We start from the raw sequence: 17,244 nt of genomic DNA, 5'->3' as shown, positions 1-17,244 counted from the left end.
GAGGCACCGTGGGGCAGCGAAAAAAGACAAAAGGAACCGCAGGGAACCATCCCGGCGGACTATACCGCGGTGAATTTGAGCATGACGCCTGCGGAATCGGTTTTGTGGCGGATATAAAAGGCCGCCGGTCGCACGGAATCCTGGAACGCGGACTGGAAGTCCTGGAACGGATGGAGCACCGGGGCGCTGAAAGCGCGGATAATAAAACCGGTGACGGAGCCGGCGTTCTCCTTCAGATTCCCCATGAATACTACCGGAAACTGGTCCCCTCCCTGGGTGAACCGGGATCGTACGGTACCGGCCTGGTTTTTATGCCCGGCGGAACAAAAAACGGACCGGTCCGCCTCATTGAAAAGGAAATAGACAAACTGGCATTGTCCCTGGGGCTGCTGGTTCCGGTATGGCGGGATGTTCCTACGGATAATTCGGAAATAGGCATTATCGCGGAAGCCTCGGAACCATCGGTACGGCAGATCTTCCTTATTCCGGATAATTCCGGCGGCGGAAATCCCGGCCGGGAGACTGAAAAGTCCGGCGTAACCGATCTGGAATTTCAATTGTATATTTTTCGTAAAAAAATTGAAAAAACTGTCAGGGAAGATCCCCGGTTTTCGGAAATTGCCGAACATTTCTGCATAACCTCCCTTTCGTCCAGGACTATTGTGTACAAGGGGATGCTCATGCCCCGTCAGCTCCGGAACTACTATCCCGAGCTGCGGGATAACGGGGTTGAGACCGCCATTGCCCTGGTTCACTCCCGGTTTTCCACGAATACCTTCCCCGCGTGGTCTCTGGCCCAGCCTTTCAGGATGATAGCCCATAACGGGGAGATCAATACCGTAAAGGGAAACCGGTACTGGATGGCGGCCCGGGAAGCGCTGTTTTCCCATCCCCGGTTCGGGGCCGCCCTCAAGGATATCCTTCCGGTCATAGAGCCCGGCCGGAGCGATTCGGCGAGCCTCGATAATGTCCTGGAGCTGCTGGTAATGTCCGGCAGGAGCCTGCCCCACGCGCTGATGATGCTTATTCCCGAATCCTGGAACGATAAAAACCCGATATCACCGCAGCTTAAGGCGTTTTACGAGTACCACGCGTGCATGATGGAGCCCTGGGACGGTCCTGCCTCAATCGTATTCTGCGACGGCCGGTACGTGGGCGGGACCCTTGACCGGAACGGGCTCAGGCCTTCCCGGTATACCGTAACCAAGGATGATCTCATCGTAATGGCTTCGGAAACCGGGGTACAGGATTTTGAACCCGGAGAAGCAGTCTATAAAGGCCGGCTTTTGCCGGGCAAGCTGCTGCTCGTGGATACGGAAAAAGGCCGCATCATTCCCGATGAGGAAGTTAAGACGCTGGTCTGTGAATCGAAGCCCTACAGCGAATGGGTTTCCCGCCAGGTCGTTACCCTGAACCAGGAATCCGAGGCGGACGATTTCGGCGATCTGCAGCTTGCTGATGAACGGGCCGTGCTTTTTATGGAACGGACCTTTGGGTATACCCGGGAAGACCGGGATACACTTCTCCTCGCCATGGCGGAGTCCGGTCAGGAACCGACCAGTTCCATGGGAACCGACACACCTCTGGCGGTTTTTTCCGATAAGAGCCAGCGGGTATATTCTTATTTTAAACAGGTTTTTGCCCAGGTAACGAATCCCCCGATCGACTCAATCCGGGAAGATTTGGTCATGACCCTTACAAGTTTCTCCGGCCCCCAGGGAAATCTGCTGGAGGAAACGGAATCCCGCTGCCGCAGGGTCAAGGTTCTCAATCCAATTCTGACTCCCGCGGAACTTCAGCGTTTAAAAGAAATATACCCGGAAGATTTCAGTTCCGTAATTCTGGACACGACTTTTTACGTACCCCTGGATGTTCCGGGTGATTCCGCCGGGAAGACCCCGGATGTACCCGGCGCCCTGGAATCCGCCGTGGACCGTCTCGCTGCGGAAGCCATCAGGGCCGCTGAGGACGGCGCGGCGTTTATCGTTCTTTCCGACCGGGCAGCCCTTGCCCCTGAGGCCGGCAGATGCGCGGTTCCCGCCCTGCTCGCGGCTGCGGCGGTGCACCACAGCCTTATCCGGTCGGGACTCAGAATGAAGACATCAATAATCGCGGAAACCGCCGAGCCCCGGGAGGTTATGCATTTTGCCCTGCTGTTCGGGTACGGCACGGATCTCATCGTACCCTACGGAGCGCTGGCTTCCGTCGCCTCCCTGTGCCGGAATTCCGGCGCCGCCCGTACCGGGGATTACCGGCACGCGGAAAAAAATTACCGCAAAGGACTCCAGAAAGGGATTCTGAAAATCATATCCAAAATGGGCATCAGCACCCTCAGGTCCTACCGGGGAGCCCAGGTTTTTGAGGCTGTCGGTCTCGGCGGCGCGGTTGTTGAAAAGTGTTTCCCCGGTACGGTCAGCCGTATCGGCGGCGTTGGCTTCACGGAACTGGAAACCGAAGCCGTGGACCGGTACCGTTCCGCGCGGAAAGCCTACACCGGGCCGGGGGAATATTCCGGTACTTCGGAATCGCTCTTGCCCGGTGACGGCCAGTACCGGTGGCGGAAAAACGGGGAACAGCACGCCTGGAATCCCGAAACCATACAGCTGCTGCAGCGGGCGGCCCGTTCCGGAGATTACGCCAGATTCAAGGAATTTTCCGCCGCCGCGGACGCTCTCAACCGGAATCCCCATGTGATCCGGGGCCTTCTGGAATTCGCGGAACCGGGTACTGTCCCGGATGGCCCCGCGGGTCCGGTTCCCCTGGAAGAAGTTGAACCCGCCGAATCCATCATGAAGCGCTTTACCACCGGGGCAATGTCCTTCGGTTCTATTTCAAAGGAAGCCCACGAAACGATTGCCCTGGCGATGAACTCGATCAAAGGCCGGTCGAACTCCGGTGAGGGCGGCGAGGATCCTTCCCGTTTTGCGGTCCGCCCCGACGGAACCTGGGCGCGGAGCGCCATCAAGCAGGTCGCGTCAGGCCGTTTCGGCGTTACCAGCGAATACCTCGCCAATGCCGAGGAGATACAGATCAAGATCGCCCAGGGCGCGAAACCGGGGGAGGGCGGTCAGCTTCCCGGCCACAAGGTGGATACCCTCATATCCCGGACCCGCCATTCCACTCCCGGGGTTACCCTTATCAGCCCGCCGCCGCACCACGATATTTATTCTATTGAAGATCTGGCGGAGCTTATTTTTGATCTCAAAAACGCGAACCCAAAGGCCCGGATCAGCGTTAAGCTGGTTTCGGAAAGCGGAGTCGGCACCATCGCCGCGGGGGTCGCGAAGGCACGGGCGGACAATATTCTTATTTCCGGCTACGACGGCGGAACCGGGGCAAGCCCCCAGAGTTCTATCCGCCACGCGGGCCTGCCCTGGGAGATAGGCCTCGCCGAAACCCACCAGGTCCTCGTCAGAAACGGTCTGCGCGGCCGGGTCCGTCTTATGACCGACGGCCAGCTCAAGACCGGGCGGGACATCGTCATAGCAGGAATGCTCGGCGCCGAGGAATTCGGCTTCGGGACTTCTGTGCTTATTGTTTTGGGCTGTGTCATGATGCGGAAGTGCCACGAAAACACCTGCCCCATGGGTGTGGCCACCCAGGACCCGGAACTGCGGAAATTCTTCACGGGCAAGGCCGGACACCTCGTTAATTTTTTCCGTTTTATCGCGGAAGAAACCCGGGAGATAATGGCGTCTCTGGGATTCAGAAAATTCGATGAACTGGTGGGCCGTCCGGACATGCTTGTCCAGCGGCAAAACGGAAAATCAAAAGTTTCCGGGGTGGACCTGAGCGGCCTCCTGTACCGTGAACAGGGACCCGGTTACGTACCCGGCGGAAAGGCGGTCCGGTGTGTGGAAGATCAGGATCACCGGATCTCCGGTATCCTGGACCAGTCGCTTATAGAACAATGCTTCTCCGCCCTGGACCGGAAAATCCCCACCGCCCTGAACTTTCCCGTACGCAATACCGACCGGGCTGTGGGAACCATGCTCTCCTATGAAGTCTCCAGGCGGTTCGGCGGGCAGGGTCTGCCGGAAAATTTCGTTACCGTGGATTTTTCCGGATCCGCGGGCCAGAGTTTCGGCGCTTTTCTGGCAAAGGGAATTACCTTCCGCCTCGCCGGGGACGCCAACGATTACCTCGGCAAAGGCCTTTCCGGCGGCCGCATCGTGGTCGCCCCGCCGGAAGGATCATCCTTCAATACTAATGAGAATATCATCGCCGGGAATACGGTTCTTTACGGCGCCACCTCCGGTGAGCTGTACGCCGCCGGCGCCGCGGGGGAACGGTTCTGTGTACGCAATTCCGGGGCCGTCGCCGTCGTGGAAGGCACCGGCGACCACTGCGCCGAGTATATGACCGGCGGCCGCGTTATTGTTCTCGGCGACGTGGGCCGGAATTTCGCGGCGGGCATGTCCGGAGGGATCGCCTATGTTTTTGACCGGAACAGCAGACTGGAGTATTTCATCAACAAGGGAATGGTTGAGCTTTCATCTTTGGATAATGAGGAAGATGAAAATTTCGTCAGGGACATGATCCGGAACCACGTGTACTGGACCGGTTCGCGGTACGCCAAGGAGATTCTCGATTCCTGGCACCATAGCAGGAACAGTTTTATCAAGGTACTCCCGGTGGAATACAAACGGGCGCTTCAGCAGATGAAACTGGCGGAACTGGACCGGAAACTCTACGAGATCCGGGAACAGGAAGACATAACGGTGAGGACGTAGCATGGGTGATCCCAAGGGTTTTTTGAAGATTAAACGGAAGGTTGCCGGGTACCGGCCGGTGGAGCAGCGGATAAACGATTACAGTGAAGTAGAAAGCCGTCTGGACGACGATGACCGGCGGCTTCAGGCCGCGCGGTGCATGGACTGCGGCGTTCCCTTCTGTCACTGGGCCTGTCCCGTATCGAACGTAATGCCCGAATGGCAGGACCGGGTTTACCGGGGGGACTGGGCCGGAGCCTGGGCCGTCCTGGAAGACACGAATCCCTTTCCCGAATTCACGGGCCGGGTCTGTCCGGCTCTCTGCGAGGCTTCCTGTGTACTGGGTATCAATGACGAGCCGGTGACTATTCGCCAGAACGAACTCGCGGTTATTGAAAAGGCCTATGAACTTGGCCTGGTGGTTCCCCGTCCCCCGAAGCGCAGAAACGGAAAGAACGTCGCCGTCGTGGGCGCCGGTCCGGCGGGACTCGCCGCGGCGTATTATCTCAACCGCGCCGGGTTTTCGGTTACCGTATACGAAGGTGACCGGAAGCCGGGGGGATACCTCCGCTACGGAATCCCGGATTTCAAGCTGGATAAAAATTTTATTGACCGGCGTATTGGTGTTATGGAAGCCGAAGGGGTTACCTTCAGAACCAATGCCCGGGTAGGAGCGGCCCGGTTCGGATTCGGGACCAGCGGCTGCAGTGCTGAATATATCGATGCCCGGGAACTTGAAAAAACCTTTGACCTGGTACTCCTGACCATCGGTGCCCGGGAGCCCCGGGACATCGCGGTGCCCGGCCGGGAACTGGGAGGTATTGTGCAGGCTCTGGATTACCTGGCCCTCCAGAACCGCGCCAACGCCGGGGAAGCCTGCGGCGAAGGTCCGGAGCCGATTACCGCCTTCGGTAAGCGGGTGGTGGTCATCGGCGGCGGGGACACCGGTTCCGACTGTGTGGGAACCGCGAACCGCCAGGGAGCGCTCAGGGTTACCCAGATTGAAGTAATGCCCCGGCCTCCGGAACACCGTACGCCGGATGAACCCTGGCCCCTCTGGCCCAGGGTGCTTAAAACATCCAGTTCGCACCTGGAAGGAGGGGAGCGGCTCTGGTCGGTTAATACCAAGGGTTTTATCGGACGGAACGGTTCCGTGGAAGCGGTCCGGGCCTGCCGGGCGGAATGGGCCGGCGGCAGGCCGGAGATGAAAGATGTTCCCGGTTCGGATTTTGAGATCGGCGCCGACCTGGTCCTGCTGGCCATGGGATTTACCCATGTGGTGCAGGACGGCGCGGTGGCGGATTTCGGTCTTGAAACGGATGAACGGGGCAATATCCGGACCAGAGGCAGTTTCCATACCTCAAACCCGAAGGTCTGGGCCGCCGGGGATTCCCGGCGCGGCGCAAGCCTGGTGGTACACGCCATCGCCGACGGCCGGACAGCGGCGGAACGGATCATCGAAACCCTGTAAACACCGCTTGCCGGTCTATCGGTGTTTATTTTTTTCGGATAAAATATCCAGTATGGATAAGGACAATCAAACCGTGATCAACCCCGAAAGTATTAAAGCTCTTGCCCTGGACCTGGACGGAACAACCCTCCGCCCGGATTCCGTACTGAGTGACAGAACCCTTGCCGCCCTGGATGCCTGCAAAAACCGCGGCATCGGTATTGTCGTTGCCACCGGCCGGTCCCCGGAATCGGCGGAACGTTTCCGGTCGGTCATGGGCGCCGAAGGCCCCATGGTATACTACAACGGCGCGGAAGTTATCCGCATGCCGGGATTCGATATCCTCGCATCCACTCTTCTTGAACTCGATGTGGCGGATTTCTGCATTGATCTTTCCAGAAAAAAAAATGTTTATTTCCACATTTTTCTGCCCCGGCTCGGAAATGACCCCCGGGAACGGCTTCTTGCCGAGAATTCTTCAAAGGAATCGGACTTTTATAAAAACCGGAGCGGCCTTGATATTGAATTCTGCGACCTCAAAAAGGCAATCGCCGTCCCGGAAATAACGGGCTGTATCAAAGGTATGTTTATCGCGGAGCCCCCGGTGCTGGATGAAATCTATGCGATACTGGAACAGAAATACGGTTCCGAAATTTACCAGACCCGGTCGTATACCCTCTACCTTGAAGTCATGGCCAGGGGTGTTTCAAAGGGGAGCGGCCTCGCGGAAGCCTTGAAATTCCGGGGCATAAAACCCGAAGAAGCGATAGCCTTCGGTGATGAGGACAATGATCTACCCATGTTCAGGACCGCAGGGTTTTCCGCGGCTCCGGCCAACGCCAAGGAGTCCGTCCGGAAGGCGGCGGATATAACGATAAAATCGAACGCCGAAGACGGGGTCGCCGAATTCCTGGAAGATCTTTTTTCCTTATAATGGCAGCCCTCAATTGCTGATGGTGTTTTCCGCTTTTTTATAATGATCTCGGCAACTGCCGTTTTTTTGTAGTTTTTTAAGAAAAGAAGATATATTGGAGGAAATGTATGTCAAAGAATGTATCGCGAAGGAAATTTCTCAAAGGTACCGCCATGGCGGCGGCGGCAGGAGCGGTCACGATATCCTGCGCTACCACCGGGACAGGTACCAAAGGGAGCGGTTCCGGAACCCTTCCGAAAAGCTGGGACCAGGAAGCTGATGTGGTTGTGGTCGGCGCCGGCGGGGCCGGGCTCATGGCCGCTATCCAGGCGTACGACGCCGGGGCAAGCGTCGCGGTTATCGACAAATCCGCGTCTTCATACCTCAGCGCCACTGTTCTCAGCGGCGGTCTTTTTACCGCTTCGGGAACAAAAATACAGAAACAGCAGAATGTCAGCGACAGTGCGGAGCAGTTTGCCGTTGACGCCATGGAGTACGGCGGATACATGAATTTCCCCCACATTGTCAAAGTCTGGACGGAAAATTCCGGAGCTGCCTTTGACTGGATGGCTGATCACGGTCTCGCGGAATTCTTTCTGGAAGCGTACGCGGGCCACACGAATCTCCGGGCGGTGCGGCAGAAGACCTTTACCGGCAAGGATTATATCGACGTTCTCGATAAGGAAGCCAAAGCCCGGAATATTCCGGTTCAGCTCAATACAGCCCTGGTCAGGTTCTTTTTCGATAAAGCCGCCAACAGGGTAGTTGGTATAGAAGCTTCATCAAAAAGCGGTAATTTTACAATTAAGGCAAAAAAGGCCGTGATCCTCGCCTCCGGCGGCATTACGGGAAGCGCGGAAACCCTGGACGCCTGGGTGCCTTCGGTGGCGGGCGCCGGAGTCGCGGTTGGCGCTAAGGCCAATGACGGCGCGGCGCTTATGGCCGCGGTGCGGGATGTGGCTGTTCCCATAAGCCATATGCAGTACATCGCGAGCTATCCCTGGGGCGTGGTCACCGACGGACGGAACGGAGTCGCCTGCCGTTTCCAGTATTTCTGCCAGAACGGCGGCATCCTGGTTAATAAGAAGGGCGTCCGCTTCATAAGCGAGGAAACCGGGCTTACTAAAATTTCCACGGAACTTCCCAAGCAGGAAGAGAAATGCCACTTCCTCCTGGCGGACCAGGCTACCTGGGACGAGACCTTCAAGAAATATGAAGTGGGAACCCTCTTCTCCATGCCCTCATGGTCCATGGATAAACTCAACGCGGAATTCGCCAAGGAACAGGTGGTGTTCAAAGCCGATAGCCTGGCGGATATTGCCCGGAAAGCCGGTATCCCCGCCCAGGCTCTGGCGGATACGGTTTCATCCTACAACAGAATGGTCCAGGCCAAGGACGATACGCTGTTCAAACGGCAGAACCTGCCCCGGCAGATCGGAGCGGGGCCGTACTACATGGTCCGGATGTCCTTCTGGAACAACCTCTCCCTGGGCGGCGTCCGGCTCAACGAAAAACTCCAGGTCATGGACGCCGAAAACAACCCGGTACAGGGCTTCTACGCCGCCGGCGAAGTTGTCGCCGGTGTCAGCGGCGCCAGCTACTGCGGCGGCAACGCGATTTCCTGGGCCCATACGTCAGGGTACCTTGCGGGAAAAAACGCGGCCCTGGAAAGTTAATAACCGGATAATTTTTTGATCTGAAACCCCGGACCGGCTGGTCCGGGGTTTTCTGTATTCAGGCGGATTTACGGAATCTTTGCGCCGCCGCTCCCGCGCAGTCAATTGCGCGGAGGCCGGCTTCAGGGTATACTGTTTCAAATCCGAAAAGGACAGCCTGATGGACTCCGTAAATCACGAGAATGAAAAATACTTCCGCATGATTGAAACTCCCGTGGAGCTTCTTGTCTGCCACCTGGCGGTTCCTGCAATGGTTATTATGATGATTTCCGCCCTGTACAATATGGCGGATACGTATTTTGTAGGTTCCCTGGGTACGAGCGCCACCGGAGCCGTGGGGGTCGTGTTCCCTCTGATGACCATTATCCAGGCCATGGGGTTCTTTTTCGGCAACGGGTCGGGAACGTATATTTCCCGCCAGCTCGGGGCCAGAGACATGGAGCGGGCGTCAAAAATGGCAGCCACGGGTTTCGTTTCGGCGCTGATCGGCGGTACCATTGTCGCGGCTGCCGGACTTATCTTCCTCCGTCCCCTGGCGGTGCTCCTGGGGTCCACCGAAACAATCCTTCCCTATGCCTGCGACTATCTCCTGTTTATACTTATAGGAACCCCCTGGATGGCCGGGTCCCTGGTTCTAAATAACCAGCTCCGCTACCAGGGAAGCGCATCTTCCGGCATGATCGGTATGCTTACCGGCGCGATTCTCAATATTATTCTCGATCCGCTTTTTATTTTTGTTTTTGACATGGGGGTCCAGGGTGCGTCCCTGGCCACCATGATCAGTCAGCTTGTAAGCTGTATAGTCCTGTTCATGGTTTCCCGGCGGGAGGGCAACATACCGATACGGTTCAGGGATTTTTCCCCGACCCTTAAAAATTACCGGGAAATGCTCCGGGGCGGCCTTCCTTCGCTGTTCCGGCAGGGCATCAGCAGCACGTCCGCAATCTTTATAAACCAGTTCGCCGGTTTTTACGGAGACGCGGCCATCGCGGGTATTTCCATTGTGACCCGGGTTACCATGTTCGCATCATCGGCGCTGATGGGATTCGGCCAGGGATTTCAGCCTGTCTGCGGATTCAATTACGGGGCGAAACGGTATGACCGGGTAAAAAGGGCTTTCTGGTTCTGTGTAAAATCTTCTTTTCTCGTGCTGCTGGCTACTGCGGCGGTGCTGTTTGTTTTTTCTCCGCAGATCATTGCCCTTTTCAGGAAGGATGACCTTGAGGTGATCAGCATCGGCAGCCTCGGCCTCCGCCTCCAGTGCCTTACCTTTCCCCTGAGCGGATGGATCATTTTATCCAATATGCTGCTGCAGACCATCGGAAAATCTTTCAAGGCGAGCGTCATGGCGACATCCCGGCAGGGTTTTTTCCTTCTGCCGGCTCTGTTCATTCTGGGCAATGCCTTCGGTCTTTTGGGTATTCAACTGAGCCAGCCCGCGGCGGATATTGCCGCGTTTTTCCTCGCGATCCCCCTGGTGTATGGTGTGTTTAAGGAAATGAATGTCCAGGAGGCCGCGGGTACAATCGGTCAAGCGGAACGAACCGATCCGGATCCGCCGCAGCTTTAATCAGGGACGCCTGTAAAATCGGCAAGGGTCCTGCGGGTTCCGTCCCTGTGCAGCTTCTCGAGATAATCCTTGAATATTCCGGAAATTGACCGCATCTCGTCGGCCCCGATACCGTGGACCCCGATGGCACGCAGAAAACCCTCCGGGTCGCGCCGCGCCGAGGCTGCTGCTGCCATGACAGTATCCCGGCCGCAGTCTTCTACCGGAATAGGGACTCCCGCTTCATCGGTACCTTCGAGAAACCGCGCCCAGCCGGCCAATGCCAGCAGAATGGCGTTGCAGCGCCGGCCCTGCCGTAGGGTTTCCTCAAGCGGCAGAAGCACGGCATTGGGTATCTTTTTTGAACCGTCCAAGGTTAGCCGGAGTATATGGTCTCCGATATTGGTATTTGTGAACCGGGAGATCAGCGTGTCCTTGTAAACACGGAAATCGGTTCCCGGTATATCCTGGAGCGTCGCTGTGATTTCTTCCATATAAAAATTTCTGATAAAGGTTTTCAGCAGAGGATCTCCCATGGCCGGAGCCACTTCCCGGTACCCCAAAAGATACGCCAGGTAGGATAAGGCTGAATGGCTCCCGTTCAGCAGCCGTATTTTCATCAGCTCATAGGGTTCCACGTCGGGAACGATTTCCACTCCCGCCTTGGCGAGATCCGGCACCGCGGATTTAAAGTTATCCTCCAGAACCCATTGCCTGAAATCTTCGCAGCACACCGGCAGGGCATCCTTGATACCGTACGCGGATTCCAGATACTGTACATCCGCTTCCGTTGTAGCGGGGGTAATCCGGTCTACCATGGAACTGGGAAAAGCCGTGTTTGATTCTATCCATGGTATCAGATCCGGATATGCGGTTTCGCAGAACGACAGTATGCATTTTTTCAGGATTTTTCCGTTTGACGGGAAGTTGTCACAGGACATAATGGTGACGGGTTTCTTATTCGTTTCGGACCGGAGTTTCAGCGACGCGGCAATATAGGCAATAACTGTTTTTGGTTCCCGTGGGTTGGTTATGTCATGGACAATATCGGGATGTTCCCGGCTGAGATCCTCCGTGACGGTATCGTAATAATACCCTTTCTCGGTTACCGTCAGGGAGATAATTTCCGTTTCCGCCGAAGCCATCCTGGCAATAGCCGCCTCCCGGTTATCGGGGGCGGAAAGGTATCCGAGGATAGAACCGATGACACGGACTTCCTCCGCTCCTCCGGCGTCTCTGGAAATCAGGGTATAGAGATTGTCCTGGCCGGCAAGTTTTTCCGCGAGGCCAGTGCCGTCCGGAATCGTGTTTATCTCGAATATACCGGCATTGCCGGAGCCGAGGTTCAGCAGGTCATCCAGATACACCGCCTGGTGGGCCCGGTGAAAATGGCCAAGTCCGATGTGGACTATTGACGGTTTCAGGTTATCCGGTGAATATTCCGGAACTTTGACACCCGAGGTGATTCCGCTAAGATTTTTTCTGTTAAGATGTACCGCTGCCATATCTTTCTCCATTTCGGGATTATGATTCCCGCAGAACAATGTCGGCTTTCAGCCTGAAACATTCATAGGGAAGATCCTTTCCTCCCAGACGGTTCATCAGCCGCTGCGCCGCAAGTATACCCAGTGATTCCGCCGGCTGGACAACCGATGAAATCCGCGGGGTCGTCAGTTTCAGCCAGACATCATCATCGAAGGTGATGAGTGAAATATCGTCGGGAATCCGGATCTGGTTTTCCTTCAGATAGCTGTACGCGCCGATGGCGGAAAGGCTGTTGCCGCAGAGTACCGCCCGGACCGCTGATTTTCTCAGATGCTCCATCATCTTGTAGGATTCGGTATGCTGCAGTTCATTCATCGCCGCCGGCATGCCTGTTTTTACCTGGATAAAATCCCGGTTCACGGGAATACCCGCTTCCCGGAGAGCCTGTGTGTATCCGTCAATGCGTTCCTGCATGGTTTTGTCGATTTCCTGGTCGCCGAAATGGAAACCCAGGAAACCGATATCCCGGTATCCCTTGGAAATGAAGTAATTCGTGGCGGCAAACGCCGCTTCGGCGTTTGCGAGGAGAACCGTATCTCCCGAATAGTTTGACGGCTGCCGGTCGACAAATACAACCGGATAACCGGGTCTGACAATTTTTTTAAGGTACTCACAGTCAGGCGTCGCCGGAACGATGATAAGCCCGTCCACGCCCCGCAGATACAGGGACTCAGCGTTTTCGATTTCCCTTTTTTTGCTTTCCGCGGAATCAATCAGCATCAGGCGGTATCCGTACGTCCCGATGGTTTTCTCAATACCCTTGGCGAGGCTGACGTAAAAATAATTTTCCAGGTTGGAAACCACAAAACCGATGAGTTTTGACTTTCCGCTCCGCAGGTTTCTGGCTATGGGATTGGGTTTGAAATTAAGTTCCTGTATGGCCTGTTCGACCTTCTTTTTCGTATCCTCCGAGACGAAACGGGTGCCGTTGAGAACGTGGGACACGGAGGAAATTGAAACCCCCGCGGTTTGTGCGACATCCTTCATCGTTGGTTTTCGGTAGGCCGGATTTTTAGTCAAACGTTTTCCTTCCTTCGCTATAAAATAGTTAACCACAGGACCCTATTTTTGTCAATAAATTTTTACCCATTGGTAACTTTATATAATACAAAAAATTGATGAATTGAATAATTTCTTGACAGCCGAAAAAATCAAGAGTAAAATAGGAAATCGTTAGCGCAAACGTTTTTCTTCTTTCGGGCGTTCATCCTGAACAACAAATTTTTACGCTTCCTGACGGGAAGAATAGATGTAAGCCTGCCGGAGGCGGGCCGGAAAATACGGAGGGGTCTGACGAATAAAATGCTTGTTTCTGCGGCTGCGGCGTCTCTGCCGCTTTCCGCAAGTGTCGGTTCAGTTTTTTCCGGCGGGGAAGCGGAAAAACTCGAGTTCCGGACGTTCCCCAATTCTATGGATGCGGAATATGTATAACAGTGAATTTGAAGGCAAAACAATCGTAATTACCGGCGGCGCCGGTGATATTGGTAAGGCGGTCGCTTCGGAATTTATCCGGAGAAAATCACGGGTAATACTCATTGATATTAACGGGGATAAATTGTCCGAAGCGAAACAGGCGTTAGGGAAAGAAGCCGAGACCTATGTCTGTGACGTTGGTTCCTGGGAAAATGTCGAAAAGACCATCGGGGAAATAACAAAGAAAAACCGGATCGATTACCTTTTTAACAACGCCGGTATCCAGGGTGAATTCCGGAAGACCCACGAATATCCGCCGGATGATTTTGAAAGGGTTATTAAAGTCAATGTTCTGGGGGTGTTTTACGTGCTTAAAGCGGTTTCCCTGTCCATGATTGATAACCACGGCGGGGCGATTGTCAACGCGGCGAGCATGGCCGGGATACACGGACCGCCGAACATGATTGCCTACGGCGCGTCAAAGTCAGCGGTTATCGGTATTACCGAAACAGCGGCAGTCGACCTTGCCCCGTATCATATCAGGGTGAATTCCATTTCCCCGGCGTTTATGGATACAAAGCACCTTTGGCAGCGCCAGGTGGATCTGCAGGCGGAGGCGGACTCGCAGTATTACGACCGGGATCCGAAGATAGTCGCCGAGCAGATGATCAACGCGGTTCCCATGCGGAGATGCGGAACGTTGGATGAAATTTCCGGTGTAGTCGCGTTCTTACTGAGCAATGACGCCGGGTATATGACGGGAACCAATATTCCCATAGCCGGCGGTATTCTGTAACGGAGAAGCAGCGTCAGCTGAAACGGCGGCGGAGTGGTGGAGTCACCGCCGCCGGAAATCTGACCGGGATTGCTGCGTGCCGGCCGGAACGGGACCGTACCGCCTGCGGCGGTGGTTCCGTGTTCCGGTCAGCTTTTTTCTATACAGCTTAGATCCGCCTGGAATGAAACGAGCATTTTTTCTATTTCGTCCTTGGAAACTTCAGATTGTTTAATCATCCGTTCCAGGGTTTCCTTCATGGTATCGTATTCGGCAAAAGTTTTATCCACGGATTCGACATCCTGATCGACCTTTTCGATAAGTCTGCGCTCATCATCGGTGACGGTGACAAGTTCGCGGATAATGGCGGTTCCCTGTTCAACTTCCTTTTTTATCGCTTCCATCTTTCCCGATAGTTCGTGTATTTTAAGAACCAATGTACGGATGTTCCCGGATGTTTCCTCAATAGAGCCCTTCGTGGATGTTGCGTGTTTCCTGATTTCCCCTGCTACCACGGCAAAACCTTTTCCCGCGGCGCCGGCCCGGGCCGCTTCGATGGACGCGTTTAAAGCAAGGATGTTGGTGGTTTCGGTAATATCATTGATGACCGAAAGGTTCTCGCCGGCGCTTTTGGCAAGGGCCTGGAGCTCTTCGCTGAGCTTGTAGGATTCACTGAAAACGCCGTCGATATTCTTGAATGTGTGGTTGATCTTTTCTATGGAGTTCTGGGAATTCTGAAAAGAGGTAATAAAGGTCTTGATGCTTTCCTGGAAGGATACATTCACCCGTTTCATAATCCCGGAGATCCTGGAAAAATTTTCATTCAAATAACTGATGGTCACGTTCAGGAGTTCACTGCTGGAAACGATCTCAAAAATCAGGGCTTTGATTTTGCTGTTGAGAAAATGGAAGAGGCGTTTGGTTTTCAGCCTGAATGGTTCCGGCGGAGTCAGGTCCGGTCTGCTTGGATACAGTGGCGTCATTGCTGACCTCCGAAAAATACAGCGGTAAGGGTCTGGTTATGGTGGGTAAAGAGTTCCTCTCCGAAGGTATTGAAGCCGATAAACGACAGGGGTTTGAACACATCGTTGAAGGCGTCGACGGTTTTGTATTCCTGCATTTCCAGATACCGGAGTATGCAGTTAAAAAGCAGCGCCCCCTGGATGTCCGGCAGATATTCCCGTGCCTCATCGAGGGCGTTCCGGGAGTTTTTAAGCAGATCTCCCTGTTTGAGCAGATGGACCTTGGTTCCGGCTTCAATGTAGCAGTAGAACTGGAGCCCTGTTCCGTCGATGACCGCGTTTGGACTCCGGGTGTAAACCGTTTCTCCGATCACCACTCCCAGGGGGTTCTTGGCAAAATGGGAATGCTGAATTTCCTCAGCGCCTTTTAACCCCAGAATATTCGCGTAATAAGGGGCCGCCGGTTTTCCGTCTATTTCCCAGACTATTCTTTTGGCAGGTTCGGCACGGGTGATAAGGAAGGATGTATTGGTTGGTATATAATGAACGTAATGGTTGAAGAAAAAAGGAATCTTCATTTTCATAACCATCACCGCGACTCCGTCGCCGGACATTTTCTCGTTCAGCGAAACCAGGGTTCGCTTGAATTCCAATTCGTCCGCGGCGGCTCCTCCTATCATGGGAATGGTCAGGCCTTTTTCCATGGTAAATTCCCGGATGATCTCCTCACCCAGACAGAGTCCGTCAAAAACTATTATGCCCAGGTATTCATCGGGAGTTACCCGCTGGCCCGCGAGGCTGCGCTTAAGATCCTCGATAGCCTTACGGGCGGCCCCCCGGGGATCATCCTTGACCCCCTCTTTGATAACAGTAAAAACCTGGTCAACCTCATCTGATGAAAGGGACATGGCGGTTATTCCCCTGGCCACGGCCCCGTTGGTATTCCAGCCGCCGATCATGGATGCCCCAATGCACTGAGCCTTCGGGAAGGCGTCTTTGATTGCTTTCTGCGGCTGGAGAGGCTCCAGTTCAACGGAGTAAAAATAAATCACCGATTTTACATTGGGCTGGTCAATTTCCTGTATGAGGCCTGCAAAATCACCGTTATTGCGGGATGAAACTTTTATAGCCATATTTATTTTTAATATGATTTGGGCGAAAAGTAAAATTAATTGGGCTGATTTGCCGGTTTTACGTGAAAAGTTCCCGGGCAAGGAGCGGGAATTTCCGTTTTCTATTATGAACTGAACTTATCCCGCCGCCGCGGTCTGTCCGGTGCCGGCCATGGTTTGTCCATACTGGAAATCGCCGACAGCAAGCTCCCGTTCGAAACGGGAAAACAGGCCCACCACATCCTCACGGGCCGTACTGGGCCGGCATTTGAGAAAACCGATATCGCCGGAGGTCCTCTTTTTTCCAATGCCCGCGCCGTTGGAACAGCCGCCGGGACAGGCATAGGGTTCGAAAACAAAGGGTCCTTCCTCCCGTTCCATGATTCCGCCGGAAAGGTATGCCAGGCTGTCGGCAGTTCCCTGCTCAACCCGGCTGGTGATTTCCGGAAACAGGAATTCCAGGGATTTCCCGATGCTGCCGAAAGCCGCCAGGGTCAGGCCGTGACCGTTTTCCCCGGTCTCAGGGAAGCAGGGCTCATACCGGCTCAGGTCAGCCGGATTGGCCTCAAACCACCGGTTCAGGGCGTCGATGGTCACATTGTACCGGACCAGTTCTTCCCCTTCGGGGGTGGTGAATTCCTTCCACTTTAATGCGCAGGGAGAAAGGAATGCGAAAGAGCCATTCAGTTTTTTGTAACCCCTCAGATAACGGGCGGCACAGAGAAGGGGGCTGTATACCCTCGGAAGCGCTCCTCCGAATTGGGGGAACCGTTCTTCCAGAAGCCTGTTCATACCGACACAGGCGGAAGTAATAAAACGTGCCTCGGGATTTTCCCGGAGCATGGTATAGTATACCCACACGGCAATATCCGCAAAAGGCAGGACCGGATGGAACGACACCACACCCTGTTCCCAGAGGAAACCCAGAACCCGCGGAAAATCGGCGAAACACTGTGCCGCCGCCGGGGCTATGAGCATCCGGATGGGCTGTCCTTTTTTAAGGTCTCTGAAAAAAGCCGTGATATCATTCCGCGAACCAATTCGTTCCATCTGCAGCCATCTCCCGGGTGAGTGTTAGTAAACGGTAACATGATTACCAGTTTCTTACAAGTCCTCAAATTTTCCGCGGCATGTTTG

11 protein-coding genes are annotated in these 17,244 nt (G+C 54.8%); 6 read left to right on the top strand and 5 right to left on the bottom strand.

What is annotated here, in order from left to right; genetic code table 11:
• The first annotated feature begins 8 nt into the window (after window positions 1-8).
• From gltB to JFL75_RS10760, 5 genes are all read left to right on the top strand, one after another.
• Window positions 9-4,733 carry a glutamate synthase large subunit gene (gltB, locus tag JFL75_RS10780; RefSeq protein WP_215626697.1) on the top strand — a complete coding sequence of 1,575 codons (4,725 nt, stop codon included), beginning with the start codon at window positions 9-11 and terminating at the stop codon, window positions 4,731-4,733.
• 1 nt (window position 4,734) lies between these two features.
• Window positions 4,735-6,183 carry a glutamate synthase subunit beta gene (locus JFL75_RS10775; RefSeq protein WP_215626696.1) on the top strand — a complete coding sequence of 483 codons (1,449 nt, stop codon included), beginning with the start codon at window positions 4,735-4,737 and terminating at the stop codon, window positions 6,181-6,183.
• 52 nt (window positions 6,184-6,235) lie between these two features.
• Complete coding sequence (locus tag JFL75_RS10770) at window positions 6,236-7,096, top strand: Cof-type HAD-IIB family hydrolase (RefSeq protein WP_215626695.1); 861 nt, start codon at window positions 6,236-6,238, stop codon at window positions 7,094-7,096.
• A 107-nt stretch (window positions 7,097-7,203) separates the two neighbouring features.
• Complete coding sequence (locus JFL75_RS10765) at window positions 7,204-8,751, top strand: FAD-dependent oxidoreductase (protein WP_215628582.1); 1,548 nt, start codon at window positions 7,204-7,206, stop codon at window positions 8,749-8,751.
• A 160-nt stretch (window positions 8,752-8,911) separates the two neighbouring features.
• Complete coding sequence (locus JFL75_RS10760) at window positions 8,912-10,321, top strand: MATE family efflux transporter (RefSeq protein ID WP_215626694.1); 1,410 nt, start codon at window positions 8,912-8,914, stop codon at window positions 10,319-10,321.
• Here JFL75_RS10760 and JFL75_RS10755 read toward each other — a convergent pair.
• Both JFL75_RS10755 and JFL75_RS10750 read right to left on the bottom strand, forming a co-directional pair.
• Window positions 10,318-11,805 (bottom strand): mannitol dehydrogenase family protein, encoded by a 1,488-nt coding sequence (locus JFL75_RS10755; protein ID WP_215626693.1) that lies wholly within the window; start codon window positions 11,803-11,805, stop codon window positions 10,318-10,320. The two genes, JFL75_RS10760 and JFL75_RS10755, sit on opposite strands and share 4 nt — an antisense overlap.
• A 19-nt stretch (window positions 11,806-11,824) precedes the next feature.
• The gene (locus JFL75_RS10750; RefSeq protein WP_215626692.1) at window positions 11,825-12,865 is read right to left on the bottom strand and encodes a LacI family DNA-binding transcriptional regulator; all 1,041 of its coding nucleotides are present in this window, start codon (window positions 12,863-12,865) and stop codon (window positions 11,825-11,827) included.
• A 403-nt stretch (window positions 12,866-13,268) separates the two neighbouring features.
• On the opposite strand from JFL75_RS10750, the gene JFL75_RS10745 reads away from it, so the two are divergent.
• Window positions 13,269-14,054, top strand: coding sequence for an SDR family NAD(P)-dependent oxidoreductase (locus JFL75_RS10745; RefSeq protein ID WP_215626691.1), 786 nt, complete (start codon window positions 13,269-13,271; stop codon window positions 14,052-14,054).
• A 128-nt stretch (window positions 14,055-14,182) separates the two neighbouring features.
• Here the strand turns inward: JFL75_RS10745 and JFL75_RS20820 are convergent, their stop codons facing one another.
• From JFL75_RS20820 to JFL75_RS10730, 3 genes are all read right to left on the bottom strand, one after another.
• Complete coding sequence (locus tag JFL75_RS20820) at window positions 14,183-15,016, bottom strand: methyl-accepting chemotaxis protein (protein WP_215626690.1); 834 nt, start codon at window positions 15,014-15,016, stop codon at window positions 14,183-14,185.
• Complete coding sequence (locus JFL75_RS10735; RefSeq protein WP_215626689.1) at window positions 15,013-16,128, bottom strand: FIST signal transduction protein; 1,116 nt, start codon at window positions 16,126-16,128, stop codon at window positions 15,013-15,015. The genes JFL75_RS20820 and JFL75_RS10735 overlap by 4 nt, the downstream gene beginning before the upstream one ends.
• Window positions 16,129-16,245: 117 nt before the next feature.
• Complete coding sequence (locus JFL75_RS10730; RefSeq protein WP_215626688.1) at window positions 16,246-17,157, bottom strand: [Fe-Fe] hydrogenase large subunit C-terminal domain-containing protein; 912 nt, start codon at window positions 17,155-17,157, stop codon at window positions 16,246-16,248.
• Between the last annotated feature and the right edge of the window lie 87 nt (window positions 17,158-17,244).

This window comes from Breznakiella homolactica (genome assembly GCF_016616095.2).
GTDB classification, from domain to species: Bacteria; Spirochaetota; Spirochaetia; order Treponematales; family Breznakiellaceae; genus Breznakiella; species Breznakiella homolactica.
This window is presented reverse-complemented; position numbering and strand designations above follow the sequence as displayed.

Excerpts from the sequence above, each read along its gene's own strand:
- JFL75_RS10775 (WP_215626696.1), top strand. The coding sequence starts at position 4,735 with ATGGGTGATCCCAAGGGTTTTTTGAAGATTAAACGGAAGGTTGCCGGG.
- JFL75_RS10770 (WP_215626695.1), top strand. The coding sequence starts at position 6,236 with ATGGATAAGGACAATCAAACCGTGATCAACCCCGAAAGTATTAAAGCT.
- JFL75_RS10765 (WP_215628582.1), top strand. The coding sequence starts at position 7,204 with ATGTCAAAGAATGTATCGCGAAGGAAATTTCTCAAAGGTACCGCCATG.
- JFL75_RS10760 (WP_215626694.1), top strand. The coding sequence starts at position 8,912 with ATGGACTCCGTAAATCACGAGAATGAAAAATACTTCCGCATGATTGAA.
- JFL75_RS10755 (WP_215626693.1), bottom strand. The coding sequence starts at position 11,805 with ATGGCAGCGGTACATCTTAACAGAAAAAATCTTAGCGGAATCACCTCG.
- JFL75_RS10745 (WP_215626691.1), top strand. The coding sequence starts at position 13,269 with ATGTATAACAGTGAATTTGAAGGCAAAACAATCGTAATTACCGGCGGC.
- JFL75_RS20820 (WP_215626690.1), bottom strand. The coding sequence starts at position 15,016 with ATGACGCCACTGTATCCAAGCAGACCGGACCTGACTCCGCCGGAACCA.
- JFL75_RS10735 (WP_215626689.1), bottom strand. The coding sequence starts at position 16,128 with ATGGCTATAAAAGTTTCATCCCGCAATAACGGTGATTTTGCAGGCCTC.
- JFL75_RS10730 (WP_215626688.1), bottom strand. The coding sequence starts at position 17,157 with ATGGAACGAATTGGTTCGCGGAATGATATCACGGCTTTTTTCAGAGAC.